Consider the following 14,612-nt stretch of genomic DNA (forward strand, 5'->3'; position numbering starts at 1 on the left):
CCTCCGTTTCCGGTACGCGTGCCCCCGTCCCGCCCAGGGACGGGGGCACCGTGCTGTCGGTGCCCGGCGGTAGGCTGCGGTCAGCGGTCCCCGCCACCCACCGAACCCCCGGAGGAAGTCCCGTGCCCGAGCTGCCCGAGGTCGAGGTCGTCCGACGCGGGCTCGAGCGCTGGGTCGCCGGACGGACCGTCGCCGAGGTCGAGGTGCTGCACCCGCGGGCGGTGCGCCGGCACCCGGAGGGCGCCGCCGACTTCGCGGCCCGGCTGAAGGGGCAGACCTTCGGGATCGCCCGGCGCCGCGGCAAGTACCTGTGGCTGCCGCTGGCCTCCGGCGACGCCTCCGTGCTCGGGCACCTGGGGATGAGCGGCCAGCTCCTCGTGCAGCCCGAGGGCGCGGCGGACGAGAAGCACCTGCGGATCCGGATCCGTTTCGATGACCACGCCGGCACCGAGCTGCGCTTCGTGGACCAGCGGACCTTCGGCGGGCTCTCGCTGCACGACACCGCCCCGGACAGCGCGGACGGGCTGCCGGACGTCATCGCGCACATCGCCCGCGACCCGCTGGACCCGGCCTTCGACGACGCCGCCTTCGCGAGCGCGCTGCGGCTGCGGCGCACCACGATCAAGCGCGCGCTGCTCGACCAGTCGCTGATCAGCGGGGTCGGCAACATCTACGCGGACGAGGCGCTGTGGCGCGCGCGTCTGCACTACGACCGCCCGACGGCCGGCCTCACCCGGCCACGCGCGGCGGAGCTGCTCGGGCACGTCCGCGACGTGATGAACGCGGCGCTCGCGGCCGGCGGCACCAGCTTCGACAGCCTGTACGTGAACGTGAACGGCGAGTCGGGCTACTTCGACCGCTCGCTCGACGCCTACGGGCGGGAGGGCGAGCCCTGCCGCCGGTGCGGCACGCCGATGCGTCGCCGCCCGTGGATGAACCGCTCCAGCTACTTCTGCCCGCGCTGCCAGCGCCCGCCGCGGCTCGTCACCCGCTGACGGGGGCGCGCTCCGCGTCGTAGGCCTCGCGGGCGGCGAGGACCTGGTCCATCCGGCCCTCGACCAGGTGGATCAGGCCGAGCAGCCGCTCCGCGACCTCGCGGCCGAGCGGGGTCAGCCGGTAGTCGACCCGCGGCGGGTTGGTGGGCTGGGCCTCGCGGTGCACCAGGCCGTCCCGCTCCAGGGCGTGCAGCGTCTGGGACAGCATCTTCTCGCTCACGCCGTCGACCCGGCGCCGCAGCTCGTTGAAGCGGAACGTGCCTTCGTGGAGCGCGCCCAGGGTGAGGCTGCCCCAGCGGCCGGTCACGTGCTCCAGCGTGCCGCGCGAGGGGCAGGCCTTCGCGAACACGTCGTAGGCGAGGTCGTCAGTCATGCCCTCTACCATACGCGCGCACAGCGCTGTGGTACAGGTAGCGCTCACCACAGGCTTGCGCTTTCGAAAAGTTAGTGCTCTACTTCCTGTCGTTGTCCCCGCCGTCCCCGACGCACCGCCGAGGAGCCCTCCATGACCACGCCCGTCGTCTCCATCGCCTACCACTCCGGCTACGGCCACACCGCCGTCCTCGCCGAGGCCGTCCGCGACGGGGCCGCCGACGCCGGCGCCACCGTGCACCTGATCAACGTCGCGGAGATCACCGACGCCGAGTGGGAGCTGCTCGACGCCTCCGACGCGATCGTGTTCGGCTCGCCGACCTACATGGGCACCGCTTCCGGCGCCTTCCACCAGTTCGCCGAGGCCACCTCGAAGCGCTGGTTCACCGACGCGTGGCAGGACAAGCTGGCCGCCGGCTTCACCAACTCCGGCTCGAAGAGCGGCGACAAGCTGCACACCCTGCAGTTCTTCCAGACCCTCGCCGGCCAGCACGGCATGACCTGGGTCAACCTCGGCCTGAAGCCCGGCTGGAACACCACCGAGGCCTCCGAGAACGACCTCAACCGCCTCGGCTTCTTCTCCGGCGTCGGCGCCCAGACCTTCAACGACCTGGGCCCGGACGGCGTCCACAAGGCCGACGTCGCGACCGCCGAGCACCTCGGCCGCCGGGTCGCCACCACGGCCCGCACCTTCGCGCTCGGCAAGGCCGCCGCCTGACCGTCCCCGCGCGAGGACCGTACGGCAGAGGGCCCCGTCACCGCACCGGTGACGGGGCCCTCTCGCGTACGACCCTCGCGCGTACGGACGGCGGGGGAGCCGGCTCAGTAGCCGAAGTCCTGGGTCCACCAGGGGCCGCCGGCGCCGAAGTGCACGCCGACGCCGAGCGCGGTGTAGTCGCAGTTCAGGATGTTGGCGCGGTGCCCGTCGCTGGCCATCCAGGACTTCATCACCGCGGCCGCGTCCACCTGACCCCTGGCGATGTTCTCGCCGCCGAGAGCCGTGATGCCGGCCTTCTGGGCGCGGGACCAGGGGGTCGCGCCGTCGGGGTCGGTGTGGTCGAAGAAGTTCCGCGCGGCCATGTCGGCGCTGAAGGCGCCGGCCAGGGCGGCGAGCCCGGCGTCCGAACGGATCGGCACGCAGCCCACCCGGGCGCGCTCGACGTTCACCAGGCGCACCACCTCCGCCTCGGCGGCCTGCTCGCGGCTCGCCAGCGAGCGGGCGGTCGCCGTCGGGGCGGCGGGGGCCTCGGTGGCCGGGGCCGGCACGGGCGTCGTCCGCTCCGGGGCGGGGGTGGCCGCGGGCTCGGTCTTGGGCCTCGGCTTGGGCGCGGGCTTCGCGGGCGTGGCCTTCGGGCTCGGGGTCGCCGTCTTCGACGGGGTCGGCTTCGGCTTCGGTGCCGGCTTCGCGGACGGGGCCGCGGACCTCGGCGTGCCCGTCGACGGTCCGGCCGGGGTCATCGAGGAGCCGCCCTGGGTGTTCAGGCTCGGCGCCCGCTGCTCGGCCTGCGCCGTCACGCGGGGCTCCTCGTTGCCGGCGTTGTCGAACGAGAACGTGTCGCCGCCGGGCAGCAGCCCCGAGGCGACGCCGATCGCGCCGACCGCCACCGCCACGGAGACGCCGAGCAGCCCGGTCTTCACGGGCGCGCCGCGCCGTGTGCCGCGATGCCGTCCCATCCGCTCGCCTCCTGACGTACCGAACCGCTTGAGCCGTGTTCTTTGCTGATCTTTGCTTCCGCGGGCTTTCCGGCGGTCCTTCGAACAGGCACCCGCCGAACGGGTGAGGCCCGTTCCGCACGGACTGTACGCCATGACATGCCGGGCTGACGTGCTCCTTCCACAATTGGCCCGTTAGCGTGCAGGCATGAATGAGGACGTACGGATGACCGCCTGGGTGCGCGGCCGGGTACAGGGAGTGGGCTTCCGCTGGTTCACCAGGGCAAACGCGCTGGAGATCGGGGGGCTCGTCGGCTTCGCCCTGAACCTCGACGACGGCCGGGTCCAGGTCGTGGCCGAGGGGCCGAGTGACAATTGCCACCGTCTGCTCGACTGGCTGCGCTCCGCCGACACGCCCGGGCGGGTGGACGGCGTCACTGAGATATGGGACACCCCGCGCGGCGGCTACGAGGGCTTCGCCATCCGCTGACCCGCACCGCCCGAAGACCCCTCCCGCCCTCCCCGCGCCCCCGTCCACCGGCCCCGGGCCGCCCCGGACGGGGGCGCCCGTGAACGGTGGCGGAAGCGAGAACGGCCTGGTGGTTGCGAAGAATCGCTTGCCGTGCCAGGCTGCGGCAGTAAGGATGATCTCCACGCCCCTCGGGCACCGAGTTGCGAGGCGCCGCCGCCGGAATTCCGCGGCCGCAGCCCCCCGGTGAAGCCCGGAAGCAGGGCGTGATCGTGTTGACCGTCAAACTTTTTGGTGAGACTCTGGAAGCCCCGCGCACCTTAGCTGTTCGACCGTGAGAACCGGCACGACAAAGAGCACGGCCGAGCACCGCGGGTGCGAATCCCTCACGACCCACACCGCTTCGGTCGGTCACTCATTGTGGAGGACCATCCATCATGGCAAAGGCGCTTCTCGGTTACGTCGGCGGCTCCGACCCGCGACTCCTCGCCGAGATGCGACGGCTTCAGCAGCGCGTCCAGGACCTCGAGTCCGAGCTGGTTCGGATCCAGTCCGAGAACGACGCGCTCGCCGCTGCCGCCGCACAGCACCAGGGAGAGTCGCTGCTGGACAGCATCGATCTCGACGTCACCAAGGCGGAGCCTGCGCTCACCTGAGGTCCCAGCCCCGAGGGGCCAGGTGAGAAACACTCACGCCAGCACTGCCGGTATCGCGAAGGCTGGACATGCAAGGGGCGCTCCGGCGTCCCTTCTTTCTTTCGGCCGTCTCCGGCGATCTCCCGCGCGGTTCCTGCGGCGCCCCCCGTCCCCCACGTGACACTCCTTGGGGGAGGGTGTGCCCTGCACGTTCAGCGGTGAAACCCGAGACCCCGGGTAGAGTCCGCAGGCGTGCACCTCAAGGCCCTGACGCTCCGCGGTTTCAAGTCGTTCGCCTCCGCCACCACGCTGCGGTTCGAACCGGGAATCACCTGCGTCGTCGGGCCCAACGGCTCGGGCAAGTCCAACGTCGTGGACGCGCTGTCCTGGGTCATGGGAGAGCAGGGCGCGAAGTCGCTGCGCGGCGGCAAGATGGAGGACGTCATCTTCGCCGGCACGACCGGGCGCCCGCCGCTCGGCCGTGCCGAGGTCTCGCTGACCATCGACAACTCCGACGGCGCGCTGCCGATCGACTACGCCGAGGTCACCATCACCCGGATCATGTTCCGCGGTGGCAGCAGCGAGTACCAGATCAACGGCGACACCTGCCGGCTGCTCGACATCCAGGACCTGCTGTCCGACTCGGGCATCGGCCGCGAGATGCACGTCATCGTCGGCCAGGGCCAGCTCGACTCCGTGCTGCACGCCGACCCGGCGGGCCGCCGCGCCTTCATCGAGGAGGCCGCCGGCGTGCTCAAGCACCGCAAGCGCAAGGAGAAGGCGCTGCGGAAGCTCGACGCGATGCAGGCCAACCTCGCGCGCGTGCAGGACCTCACCGACGAGCTGCGGCGCCAGCTCAAACCGCTCGGCCGGCAGGCGGCGGTCGCCCGCCGCGCCGCCGTCATCCAGGCCGACCTGCGCGACGCGCGCCTGCGCCTGCTCTCCGACGACCTCGTACGCCTCCGGGAGGCCCTGAAGGCGGAGGTCGCCGACGAGGCCGCGCTGCTCGCCCGCAAGGAGACCACCGAGGCCGCGCTCAAGGCGGCCCTCGCCGAGGAGGCCGCCCTGGAGGACGAGGTGCGCCGCCTCGCGCCCCGGCTCCAGCGCGCCCAGCAGACCTGGTACGAGCTGTCGCAGCTCGCCGAGCGGGTCCGCGGCACCGTCTCCCTCGCGGACGCGCGCGTGCAGAGCGCCACCGCGCAGCCCGCCGAGGAGCGGCGCGGCCGGGACCCGGAGGACCTGGAGCGCGAGGCCGCCCGCGTCCGCGAGCAGGAGGCGGAGCTGGAGGCCGCCCTGGAGGCCGCCGAGCGCGCCCTCGACGACACCGTCGCGCACCGCGCCGAACTGGAGCGCGCCCTCGCCGTCGAGGAGCGGCGGCTCAAGGACCTCGCCCGCGCCATCGCCGACCGCCGCGAGGGCCTGGCCCGGCTGCACGGCCAGGTCAACGCGGCCCGCTCGCGCGCCGCCTCCGCCCAGGCCGAGATCGACCGGATGTCCGCCGCCCGCGAGGAGGCGCGGCAGCGGGCGGCCGCCGCCCAGGAGGAGTACGAGCAGCTGAAGGCCGAGGTCGACGGCCTCGACGCGGACGACACCGAGCTCGGCGAGCGCTACGAGACCGCCCGCCGCGAGCTCGCCGACGCGGAGGGCGCGCTGGCCGCCGCCCGCGAGGCCGCCGCCGACGCCGACCGGGCCCGCGCCGCGACCCGCGCCCGGCACGACGCCCTCGCCCTCGGACTGCGCCGCAAGGACGGCACCGGCGCCCTGCTGGCCGCCGGTCTCAGCGGACTGCTCGGCCCGGCCGCCGAACTCCTCACCGTCGCCCCCGGCCACGAGGTGCCGATCGCCGCCGCCCTCGGCGCCGCCGCCGACGCCCTCGCCGTCGACGGCCCCGCCGCCGCGGCCGAGGCGCTGCGGCTGCTGCGCAAGCAGGACGCCGGCCGGGCCGCGCTGCTCCTGACCGGCGACCGGCCCGCCGTACCGGAGGCGCCGCTGCCGGACGGGGCGCGGGCCGCCGCCGCGCTGGTCGACGGCCCGGGTGAACTCCTCGGCGCCGTACGGAGACTGCTGCACGGCGTCGTCGTCGTCGACGGGCTCGACGAGGCCGTCGAACTGGTGCGCTCCCGGCCGGAGCTGACCGCGGTCACCGCCGACGGCGACCTGCTCGGCTCGCACGTCGCGCAGGGCGGTTCCGCCGGGGCGCCCAGCCTCCTGGAGGTGCAGGCCTCGGTGGACGAGGCCGCCGCCGAGCTGGCCGAGCTCGACGTGCGCTGCGCCGCGCTGGCCGAGGCGAAGGAGACCGCCCAGGAGCGCCGGCGCGCGGCGGCCCGGCTGGTGGAGGAGCTGACCGAGCGGCGCCGTACCGCCGACCGCGAGAAGTCCCAGGTCGCCCAGCAGCTCGGCCGGCTCGCCGGCCAGGCCAGGGGAGCGGCGGGGGAGGCCGAGCGCACCGCCGCCGCGGCGGCCCGCGCCGAGGAGGCCCTTCAGACCGCGCTCGCCGAGGCCGAGGAGCTGACCGAGCGGCTGCTCGTCGCGGAGGAGGCCCTGCCGGACGGCGGCGCCGAGGAGCCCGACACCTCCGAGCGCGACCGGCTCGCGATCGACGGCTCCAACGCGCGCCAGACCGAGATGGAGGCCCGTCTCCAGGTCCGTACCCACGAGGAGCGGGTCAAGGGCCTGGCCGGCCGGGCGGACTCCCTGGACCGGGCGGCCCGCGCCGAGCGGGAGGCCCGGGCGCGCGCCGAACAGCGCCGGGCCCGGCTGCGCCACGAGGCCGACGTGGCCCGCGCGGTCGCCGCCGGCGCCCGCCAGCTGCTCGCCCACATCGAGGTCTCGCTGAGCCGCGCCGAGCAGGAGCGGACGCTCGCCGAGGAGGCCAAGGGCGCGCGCGAGCAGGGCCTGGCGGAGGTCCGCGCGCGGGGCCGCGAGCTGAAGGCCGAGCTGGACAAGCTCACCGACTCGGTGCACCGGGGCGAGGTGCTGGGCGCCGAGAAGCGGCTGCGCATCGAGCAGCTGGAGTCCCGCTCCCTGGAGGAGCTGGGCGTGGAACCGGCGGTGCTGGTCGAGGAGTACGGGCCCCACCAGCCGGTGCCGCCGTCGCCTCCGGCCGAGGGGGAGGAGCTGCCCGAGGACCCGGCCCACCCGCGCAACCAGCCGCGGCCCTTCGTCCGCGCGGAGCAGGAGAAGCGGCTCAAGGCCGCCGAACGGGCGTACCAGCAGCTCGGAAAGGTGAATCCGCTCGCTCTTGAGGAGTTCGCGGCCCTGGAGGAGCGGCACCAGTTCCTGTCCGAGCAGCTGGAGGACCTGAAGAAGACCCGCGCCGACCTCCTTCAGGTCGTGAAGGAGGTCGACCTGCGGGTCGAGCAGGTCTTCACCGAGGCGTACCGGGACACCGCCCGCGAGTTCGAGGGGGTGTTCTCCCGGCTCTTCCCGGGCGGCGAGGGCCGGCTGGTGCTCACCGACCCGGAGAACATGCTGACCACCGGCGTGGACGTGGAGGCCCGCCCGCCGGGCAAGAAGGTCAAGCGCCTCTCGCTGCTCTCCGGCGGCGAGCGCTCGCTGACGGCCGTGGCGCTGCTGGTCTCCATCTTCAAGGCACGGCCCAGCCCGTTCTACGTGATGGACGAGGTCGAGGCGGCGCTGGACGACACCAATCTGCAGCGGCTGATCCGGATCATGCAGGAACTCCAGGAGTCCTCGCAGCTGATCGTGATCACCCACCAGAAGCGCACGATGGAGGTCGCCGACGCGCTCTACGGCGTCTCCATGCAGGGCGACGGCGTCTCGAAGGTGATCAGCCAGCGGCTCCGCTGAGACACGACCACCCCTATCACTTCAAGTTGTGAACGCAAGCGGCGGAGCTGTGCGTTTCAAGTCATACGACATCAGCTATTGACTTCGAAACCTGAAGGCATAGTCTCTGCAACGTTGCTTTTACCTTCAAGTGGTGCCCGGCGCGATCCTGTGCGCCACTGGAAGGGCTCGCCCCCCACCGCACCGGCGACGCTGCCGGAGCCCCGAGGAGTCCTTGTGACCAGCACCGCGCAGGCGCCCACGCCGCCTTCGTCCGAAGGCCGTTCGGCCCATCCGGACCACATCGGACACGTCATCTTCATCACGGCCTCCGCCGCGATGGGCGGCTTCCTCTTCGGCTACGACAGCTCGGTCATCAACGGCGCCGTCGAGGCCATCCGCGACCGCTACGACATCGGCTCCGGCACCCTCGCCCAGGTCATCGCCATCGCCCTGATCGGCTGTGCCATCGGCGCCGCCACCGCCGGACGGATCGCCGACCGCATCGGCCGCATCCGCTGCATGCAGATCTCCGCGGTGCTCTTCGCCGTCAGCGCCGTCGGGTCCGCGCTGCCCTTCGCCCTCTGGGACCTGGCCTTCTGGCGGATCGTCGGCGGCTTCGCCATCGGCATGGCCTCCGTGATCGGCCCCGCCTACATCGCCGAGGTCGCCCCCGCCGCGTACCGCGGCCGCCTCGGCTCCTTCCAGCAGGCCGCCATCGTCATCGGCATCGCCATCTCCCAGCTGGTCAACTACGGCATCCTGCAGATCGCCGACGGCGACCAGCGCGGCGAGATCGGCGGCCTGGAGGCCTGGCAGTGGATGCTCGGCGTGATGGTCGTCCCCGCGCTCCTCTACGGCCTGCTCTCCTTCGCGATCCCCGAGTCGCCCCGCTTCCTCATCTCCGTCGGCAAGGTCGACCGGGCCAAGGAGGTCCTCTCCGAGGTCGAGGGCCACGGCGTCGACCTGGACCGCCGGGTCGCCGAGATCGACCTCGCCATGCGCAGCGAGCACAAGTCCACCTTCAAGGACCTGCTGGCCGCCGGCAGCCGCTTCCGCCTGCTGCCCATCGTCTGGGTCGGCATCGGCCTCTCCGTCTTCCAGCAGCTCGTCGGCATCAACGTCGCCTTCTACTACTCCGCGACGCTCTGGCAGTCCGTCGGCATCGACCCGTCGAGCTCGTTCTTCTACTCGTTCACCACGTCGATCATCAACATCATCGGCACCGTGATCGCGATGGTCCTGGTCGACCGGGTCGGCCGCAAGCCGCTCGCCCTCGTCGGCTCCGTCGGCATGGCCGTCGCCCTCGCCTTCGAGGCCTGGGCCTTCTCCGCCGACCTCGTCGACGGCAAGCTCCCCAATACCGAGGGCGTCGTGGCGCTCGTCGCCGCCCACGTCTTCGTGCTCTTCTTCGCCCTCTCGTGGGGCGTGGTCGTCTGGGTCTTCCTCGGCGAGATGTTCCCCAACCGGATCCGCGCCGCCGCCCTCGGCGTCGCCGCCTCCGCGCAGTGGATCGCCAACTGGGCCATCACCGCCAGCTTCCCGTCCCTCGCGGACTGGAACCTCTCCGGCACCTACGTCATCTACACGGTCTTCGCCGTGCTCTCGATCCCCTTCGTGCTCAAGTACGTCAAGGAGACCAAGGGCAAGGCGTTGGAGGAGATGGGCTAATCCCCGCTGCCCCCTCCTCCGGTACGGGACTGCCCCGGTTCGAGGCCTACGCCTTGAGCCGGGGCAGTACCGTCTCACCGAACAGCCGCACGCTCCGCCAGCCCTCCTCCACCGGCATCCCGCCGCACAGGGGGTGCAGCACCAGGCTGTCCAGCTCCGCGCCCAGCGCCACGCACTCGTCCGGGGTCACCACCCGGTAGACCCCCTCCGCCCGCAGCTGCGCCACCGTCGTCGCGGTCGACCGCACCGCCGAGGTGATGTCCTTCGACTGCCAGGAGGCGTAGGTCCGCGCCTCGTGCAGGAAGTGCTCGCCGTGCTCCGCCCACGTCCGGTCCGGGTCCTCCGAGACGTGCAGCAGCGGGGTCCTCTCGGCCGGCATCATCGTCCAGCCCTCCGTGCCGTGCGCCGCGCACTGCTCCCGGTAGTACTCCTCCAGCTCCGGCAGGTGCGCGCTCGGGAAGAGCGGGAGCCCCAGCCGGGCCGCGCGCCGCGCCGCGGCCCGCGACGAGCCCCCGACCAGCAGCAGCGGGTGCGGCTGGGTGAACGGCCGCGGGGTGACCCGTACCGTACGGCCCTGGTACGTGAAGGGCTCGCCCGACCACGCGGCGAGCAGGGTCTCCAGGAGCAGGTCCTGGAGCCGGCCCCGGCGGCCCCAGTCGACCCCGCGCTCCTCGTACTCCTCCGGCCGGTAGCCGATCCCGGCCACCGTCACCAGCCGTCCGCCGCTCAGCAGGTCGAGGACCGCGATCTCCTCCGCGAGCCGCAGCGGGTCGTGCAGCGGCCCGATGATCGCCGAGACCGTCACCGCGATCCTCCGGGTCGCCCCGAAGACCGCGCCCGCGAAGGCGAAGGGGGAGGGCAGCCAGTTGTTCGCCGCGCCGTGGTGCTCCTCGGTCTGCACGGTGTCCACGCCGTGCGCGTCGGCGTGCGCCGCCATCTCCACGGCCGCCCGGTAGCGGGCCGAGAGGGAGACCGGGTCGGCGTGCGGGTCGACGAGGTTGAAGCGGACGACGGTGAACGGCATGGGGTCCCTCCGCGGTCGGTGGCGCGTGCCGCCGGAGGTTAGCTGACGCAGTGTCAGATGGGAACGGCGTGGACGCGCCCGCCCGGCCCCGGCCCGGCGCCCGGGGCACCCGGCCGGGCCACGCCATACTGGAGTGGTTATGGAACTCATCCTTGCTGTAGTCATCGCTCTGGTCGTCGCGGTCGCCGTGACCGGCGGGCTCGTGATCAGCGGCCGCAAGAAGAAGCAGCTGCCGCCGGCCGAGCCGCCGTCCACCGCCCCGACCATCACCGCTCCGCCCGCCGAACCGCACGTCGGCGACGAGGCGGAGACGCCGCGGGAGGAACCACGCCGCACGGTCGAGGAGGTCGAGCTCCCGGGCGCCACCGAGGCCCCGGTCGTCGTCGAGGAGCCCGCCGGGGCCCCGGTCGTCGTCGAGGAGCCCGCCGCCCCCGCGATCGAGGTGCCCGAGCCCACCGCCGGCCGGCTCGTCCGGCTGCGCGCCCGGCTCGCCCGCTCCCAGAACTCGCTCGGCAAGGGACTGCTCTCGCTGCTGTCCCGCGAGCACCTCGACGAGGACACCTGGGAGGAGATCGAGGAGACCCTCCTCACCGCCGACGTCGGCGTCGCCCCCACCCAGGAGCTGGTCGAGCGGCTGCGCGAGCGCGTCAAGGTGCTCGGCACCCGCACCCCCGACGAGCTGCGCGGCCTGCTGCGCGAGGAGCTCATCGCCCTCCTCGGCGCCGACCTCGACCGCTCGGTGAAGACCGAGAGCCCCGAGGACACCCCCGGCGTCGTGATGGTCGTCGGCGTCAACGGCACCGGCAAGACCACCACCACCGGCAAGCTCGCCCGCGTCCTGGTCGCCGACGGCAAGTCCGTCGTCCTCGGCGCCGCCGACACCTTCCGCGCCGCCGCCGCCGACCAGCTGCAGACCTGGGGCGAGCGGGTCGGCGCCCGCACCGTGCGCGGCCCGGAGGGCGGCGACCCCGCCTCCATCGCCTTCGACGCGGTCAAGGAGGGCATCGCCGAGAAGGCCGACGTCGTCCTCATCGACACCGCCGGCCGGCTGCACACCAAGACCGGCCTCATGGACGAGCTCGGCAAGGTCAAGCGCGTCGTCGAGAAGCACGGCCCGCTCGACGAGGTGCTCCTCGTCCTCGACGCCACCACCGGCCAGAACGGCCTCATCCAGGCCCGCGTCTTCGCCGAGGTCGTCGACATCACCGGCATCGTCCTGACCAAGCTCGACGGCACCGCCAAGGGCGGCATCGTCGTCGCCGTCCAGCGCGAGCTCGGCGTCCCGGTCAAGCTCGTCGGCCTGGGCGAGGGCCCCGACGACCTCGCCCCCTTCGAGCCGGGCGCCTTCGTCGACGCCCTCATCGGCGACTGAGACCCGTCCGTCACGGAACGGAGAAGGGCCCCTGCCGCAGCTCAACGGCAGGGGCCCTTCTCCGTGTGCTCAGCAGTGGGTGCGATGGCAGATGTACGCCAGCGTGCCGAGCAGCAGCCGGGCCTGCGGCGGTGCCCCGGCCGTGTCCAGGGTCGGCGGCCGCAGCCACCGCACCGGGCCGAGCCCGCCCAGGTCCGAGGGCGGCGCCGTGACGTACGCCCCGGGGCCCAGACAGTGCAGGTCCAGATCCGCGTCGTCCCAGCCCATCCGGTACAGCAGCGTGGGCAGCTCCGCCGCCGCGCCCGGCGCCACGAAGAACCGCGCCCGCCCGGTCGGCGTCGCGCACACCGGCCCCAGCGGCAGCCCCATCCGCTCCAGCCGCACCAGCGCCCGCCGACCCGCCGCCTCGGCGACCTCGATCACGTCGAAGGAACGGCCCACCGGCAGCAGCAGCGCCGCCCCCGGGTACTCCGACCACGCCTTGGTCGCCACGTCGAGCCCCGCGCCGGCCGGGACCGGCTCCGCGAAGGCCAGCGGGTGCGCCCCCGGCGCCGTACAGACCGGATCGCCGCAGGAGCAGCGGCCGGCGACCGCCCGCGCCCCCGGGACCACGTCCCAGCCCCACAGTCCGGTGTACTCGGCCACCGCTGTGCACTCCGTCGTGCGTACGCGGCGACGTGAGCCGGACCGCATCTCACGAATGCCGCCGATCGTGAAGCCCATGCCCCCTCCAACGGGTCGGACGCGCCGGTGGTTACGGACCGGAGGTCCGCCGTCACCATCCGCCACATCGCGCCGCCACACGGGCGTGCGGTGGTGCGGCCGGTGGTGCGCCCCGCGACACGCGCCTCCTCGCGCCCCGGTTCGCCGACCCCGCTCCGTCGCATGTCAAGTGAATCGTGTTCCGCACGCGGCGGGTTCATTCGAAGGGGTGGCGAATGGTGGCGTTTCTTGAATCGCCATGCCCGGACGGGTGATCGTAGGATTACCTTCGGTACACGAACCCCGGGGCGAAGGCCGCGCGCGGGTATGCCGGAGGCAACCCGGTTCTCCGTTCGAAGAGGCGCAAACGCCGGACGGACAGCGCGAGACACGGCATGCTGGCAGGGGTACGCACGAGGACATCAGGTGGATGGGGGGCGTTCCAGTGGGCGACAGCGGCACAGACGGGACGACTGCCGGCAAGCGCCCGAACGAGCAGCTGAGCTCGTGGTTCGTGCGCAGTGGCTGGTCGAAGGGCGAGCTGGCCCGTCAGGTGAACCGCCGGGCCCGTCAGATGGGCGCGCACCACATCTCCACGGACACCTCCCGGGTGCGCCGCTGGCTCGACGGGGAACAGCCCCGCGAACCCATCCCGCGGATCCTCTCCGAGCTGTTCTCCGAGCGCTTCGGCTCCGTCGTCGCCATCGAGGACCTCGGGCTGCGCACCGCCCACCAGTCGCCCTCCGTGTCCGGCGTCGACCTGCCCTGGGCCGGCCCGCAGACCGTCTCCCTGCTCAGCGAGTTCTCCCGCAGCGACCTGATGCTCGCCCGGCGCGGCTTCCTCGGCTCCTCGCTCCAGCTCGCCGCCGGACCCGCCCTCATCGAGCCCATGCAGCGCTGGCTGGTGCCCACCCCGGCCGGCGACACCGAGCGGCCCGGCCCCGCCGAGACCGAGCGGCGCCCGCACCGGCTCTCCCCGGTCGAGCTGGACCTGCTGGAGTCCACCACCGCCATGTTCCGCCAGTGGGACGCCCAGTGCGGCGGGGGACTGCGTCGCAAGGCCGTCGTCGGGCAGCTCCACGAGGTCACCGACCTCCTCCAGGAACCGCAGCCCGGCCCCGTCGCCCAGCGCCTCTTCAAGTGCGCCGCCGAGCTCGCCGAACTGGCCGGCTGGATGAGCTACGACGTCGGCCTCCAGCCCACCGCCCAGAAGTACTTCGTGCTCGCCCTGCACGCCGCCAAGGAGGCCGGCGACAAGCCCCTCGGCTCCTACATCCTGTCCTCGATGAGCCGCCAGATGATCCACCTCGGCCGGCCCGACGACGCCCTCGAACTCATCCACCTCGCCCAGTACGGCAGTCGGGACTGCGCCACAGCCCGCACCCAGGCCATGCTGTATGCGATGGAGGCCCGCGCCTACGCCAACATGGGCCAGCCCTCCAAGTGCAAGCGGGCCGTCCGGATGGCCGAGGACACCTTCGCCGACATCGGCCTGGACGGCGAGCCCGAGCCCGACTGGATCCGCTTCTTCTCCGAGGCCGAGCTCAACGGGGAGAACTCCCACTCCTACCGCGACCTCGCCTATGTCGCCGGCCGCTCGCCCACCTACGCCTCGCTCGCCGAGCCGGTCATGGAGCGGGCCGTCCAGCTCTTCGAGAAGGACCCCGAGCACCAGCGCTCGTACGCCCTCAACCTCATCGGCATGGCCACCGTGCACCTGCTCAAGCGCGAGCCCGAGCAGTCCGTCGCCCTCGCCGAGAAGGCCCTCGTCATCGCCCGGAAGGTGCGCTCCGAGCGGGTCAACACCCGGCTGCGCAAGACCGTCGACACCGCCGCCCGCGACTTCGGCGACGTCGCGGAGGTCGTCCACCTCACCGACCGGCTCACCGCGCTGCTCCCGGAGACCGCCGAGGCGGTCTGACCCGGGCGG

12 protein-coding genes are annotated in these 14,612 nt (G+C 73.0%); 8 read left to right on the forward strand and 4 right to left on the reverse strand.

The features are described 5' to 3' along the window. Positions 1 to 122 precede the first annotated feature (122 nt). The gene (mutM, locus tag ACIGW2_RS06615) at positions 123 to 995 is read left to right on the forward strand and encodes a bifunctional DNA-formamidopyrimidine glycosylase/DNA-(apurinic or apyrimidinic site) lyase (RefSeq protein ID WP_391652665.1); all 873 of its coding nucleotides are present in this window, start codon (positions 123 to 125) and stop codon (positions 993 to 995) included. Here mutM and ACIGW2_RS06620 read toward each other — a convergent pair. Next, the gene (locus ACIGW2_RS06620; protein ID WP_356061875.1) at positions 985 to 1,368 is read right to left on the reverse strand and encodes a helix-turn-helix domain-containing protein; all 384 of its coding nucleotides are present in this window, start codon (positions 1,366 to 1,368) and stop codon (positions 985 to 987) included. The genes mutM and ACIGW2_RS06620 overlap by 11 nt on opposite strands. Positions 1,369 to 1,500: 132 nt before the next feature. Between ACIGW2_RS06620 and ACIGW2_RS06625 the strand changes: the two genes are divergently transcribed. After that, entirely contained in the window at positions 1,501 to 2,085 is a 585-nt protein-coding gene (locus ACIGW2_RS06625) for a flavodoxin family protein (RefSeq protein WP_399841494.1), read from the forward strand. Between the two features lie 104 nt (positions 2,086 to 2,189). On the opposite strand, the gene ACIGW2_RS06630 is transcribed toward ACIGW2_RS06625, so the two are convergent. Further along, positions 2,190 to 3,041, reverse strand: coding sequence for a CAP domain-containing protein (locus tag ACIGW2_RS06630; RefSeq protein WP_399841497.1), 852 nt, complete (start codon positions 3,039 to 3,041; stop codon positions 2,190 to 2,192). Positions 3,042 to 3,228: 187 nt separating this feature from the next. Here ACIGW2_RS06630 and ACIGW2_RS06635 point away from each other — a divergent pair, with 187 nt between their 5' ends. From ACIGW2_RS06635 to ACIGW2_RS06650, 4 genes are all read left to right on the forward strand, one after another. Then, the gene (locus ACIGW2_RS06635; RefSeq protein WP_361586292.1) at positions 3,229 to 3,510 is read left to right on the forward strand and encodes an acylphosphatase; all 282 of its coding nucleotides are present in this window, start codon (positions 3,229 to 3,231) and stop codon (positions 3,508 to 3,510) included. A 416-nt stretch (positions 3,511 to 3,926) separates the two neighbouring features. Next, on the forward strand, positions 3,927 to 4,145 hold the full coding sequence (locus ACIGW2_RS06640; protein ID WP_356061887.1) for a hypothetical protein: 219 nt from the start codon (positions 3,927 to 3,929) through the stop codon (positions 4,143 to 4,145). A 231-nt stretch (positions 4,146 to 4,376) separates the two neighbouring features. Next, positions 4,377 to 7,934 (forward strand): chromosome segregation protein SMC, encoded by a 3,558-nt coding sequence (gene smc / locus ACIGW2_RS06645; RefSeq protein WP_399841501.1) that lies wholly within the window; start codon positions 4,377 to 4,379, stop codon positions 7,932 to 7,934. A gap of 216 nt (positions 7,935 to 8,150) precedes the next feature. Further along, complete coding sequence (locus ACIGW2_RS06650) at positions 8,151 to 9,584, forward strand: sugar porter family MFS transporter (RefSeq protein WP_361586287.1); 1,434 nt, start codon at positions 8,151 to 8,153, stop codon at positions 9,582 to 9,584. A 46-nt stretch (positions 9,585 to 9,630) separates the two neighbouring features. Here ACIGW2_RS06650 and ACIGW2_RS06655 read toward each other — a convergent pair whose 3' ends face one another. Further along, a complete protein-coding gene (locus tag ACIGW2_RS06655; protein WP_391652670.1) occupies positions 9,631 to 10,608 on the reverse strand; it encodes an LLM class flavin-dependent oxidoreductase in 978 nt (325 codons plus the stop codon). Between the two features lie 139 nt (positions 10,609 to 10,747). On the opposite strand from ACIGW2_RS06655, the gene ftsY reads away from it, so the two are divergent. Further along, positions 10,748 to 11,980, forward strand: coding sequence for a signal recognition particle-docking protein FtsY (gene ftsY, locus ACIGW2_RS06660; RefSeq protein ID WP_391652671.1), 1,233 nt, complete (start codon positions 10,748 to 10,750; stop codon positions 11,978 to 11,980). 69 nt (positions 11,981 to 12,049) lie between these two features. On the opposite strand, the gene ACIGW2_RS06665 is transcribed toward ftsY, so the two are convergent. After that, positions 12,050 to 12,703: a bifunctional DNA primase/polymerase gene (locus tag ACIGW2_RS06665; RefSeq protein ID WP_391652672.1), complete on the reverse strand. Its 654-nt coding sequence runs from the start codon at positions 12,701 to 12,703 to the stop codon at positions 12,050 to 12,052. Positions 12,704 to 13,112: 409 nt separating this feature from the next. Between ACIGW2_RS06665 and ACIGW2_RS06670 the strand changes: the two genes are divergently transcribed. Continuing rightward, a complete protein-coding gene (locus tag ACIGW2_RS06670) occupies positions 13,113 to 14,603 on the forward strand; it encodes a hypothetical protein (RefSeq protein WP_361586275.1) in 1,491 nt (496 codons plus the stop codon). Positions 14,604 to 14,612: the final 9 nt, after the last annotated feature.

The sequence above is a fragment of the Streptomyces sp. NPDC053541 genome, from assembly GCF_044544705.1.
Classification (GTDB): Bacteria; Actinomycetota; Actinomycetes; order Streptomycetales; family Streptomycetaceae; genus Streptomyces.

Excerpts from the sequence above, each read along its gene's own strand:
- ACIGW2_RS06625 (WP_399841494.1), top strand. The coding sequence starts at position 1,501 with ATGACCACGCCCGTCGTCTCCATCGCCTACCACTCCGGCTACGGCCAC.
- ACIGW2_RS06640 (WP_356061887.1), top strand. The coding sequence starts at position 3,927 with ATGGCAAAGGCGCTTCTCGGTTACGTCGGCGGCTCCGACCCGCGACTC.
- ACIGW2_RS06655 (WP_391652670.1), bottom strand. The coding sequence starts at position 10,608 with ATGCCGTTCACCGTCGTCCGCTTCAACCTCGTCGACCCGCACGCCGAC.
- ACIGW2_RS06635 (WP_361586292.1), top strand. The coding sequence starts at position 3,229 with ATGAATGAGGACGTACGGATGACCGCCTGGGTGCGCGGCCGGGTACAG.
- ACIGW2_RS06620 (WP_356061875.1), bottom strand. The coding sequence starts at position 1,368 with ATGACTGACGACCTCGCCTACGACGTGTTCGCGAAGGCCTGCCCCTCG.
- ACIGW2_RS06670 (WP_361586275.1), top strand. The coding sequence starts at position 13,113 with ATGGGGGGCGTTCCAGTGGGCGACAGCGGCACAGACGGGACGACTGCC.
- ACIGW2_RS06630 (WP_399841497.1), bottom strand. The coding sequence starts at position 3,041 with ATGGGACGGCATCGCGGCACACGGCGCGGCGCGCCCGTGAAGACCGGG.
- ACIGW2_RS06665 (WP_391652672.1), bottom strand. The coding sequence starts at position 12,703 with ATGGGCTTCACGATCGGCGGCATTCGTGAGATGCGGTCCGGCTCACGT.
- ftsY (WP_391652671.1), top strand. The coding sequence starts at position 10,748 with ATGGAACTCATCCTTGCTGTAGTCATCGCTCTGGTCGTCGCGGTCGCC.